Raw genomic sequence first — 696 nt, forward strand, 5'->3', positions numbered from 1 at the left:
CAAAGTGATCACGTTTCGCACGGCCCTCGAGCGCATGGGGCTCCGCTATGCGCTCGGCGTGCCGCCCTTCTTGCGGGTCTGGCTCCCGCGCGCCCGGGCCAGCCGGGCCGTGGAGGCGGTGGCGGCGCGCCTGCCGCGACACCGGTGGCGGCGCGTCTGCTGGGGCCAGGGGACCAAGGGCCCGCTCGCGGCGCGCTTTGTCGCGCTGCGCGTGCGGCCGGCGAAAAGCTCGCGCGACTGCTGGCTGCTCTGCGAACGCCCGCTGAGCGGCAAAGACGACCCGAAGTACTACTTCATTCAGGCGCCGGCCACGATGGCGCTCAAAGCGCTGGTCACTCTGGCACATACGCGGTGGAAGATCGAACAGCATTATCACGAGCTCAAAGGCGAACTCGGCCTCGATCACTTCGAAGGCCGCAGCTGGCGCGGGTGGCACCATCATGCGGTGCTGGCGGCGCTGACGTACACGTTCCTGCAACTCGAGCGCCGGCGTGGGACGCAGCCGCTGCCCACGTTTCCGGCGATTCGCAACCTGGTTCGCGAACTCGTCGCGATGTTGTTTTTCATTACCCGGCCCAAGTGGCTGGACTTATTGGCCAGATTCCAGCGCGATCCTCCGCTGAGAATCTAACAAAGTAGTGCTAATCCCTCCCGACGCCGTCACACGTCCAGGACGATCTTGCCGATGTGCTCCCC

The 696-nt window shown here is 66.2% G+C and carries 1 protein-coding gene; it reads left to right on the forward strand.

Features of this window, described 5'->3' with window-relative positions; all coding sequences use genetic code 11:
• The first annotated feature begins 34 nt into the window (after nucleotides 1-34).
• Nucleotides 35-631 carry a transposase gene (locus GEV06_28830; protein MPZ21848.1) on the forward strand — a complete coding sequence of 199 codons (597 nt, stop codon included), beginning with the start codon at nucleotides 35-37 and terminating at the stop codon, nucleotides 629-631.
• Nucleotides 632-696 lie beyond the last annotated feature (65 nt).

The sequence above is a fragment of the Luteitalea sp. genome, assembly GCA_009377605.1.
GTDB lineage: Bacteria > Acidobacteriota > Vicinamibacteria > Vicinamibacterales > Vicinamibacteraceae > WHTT01.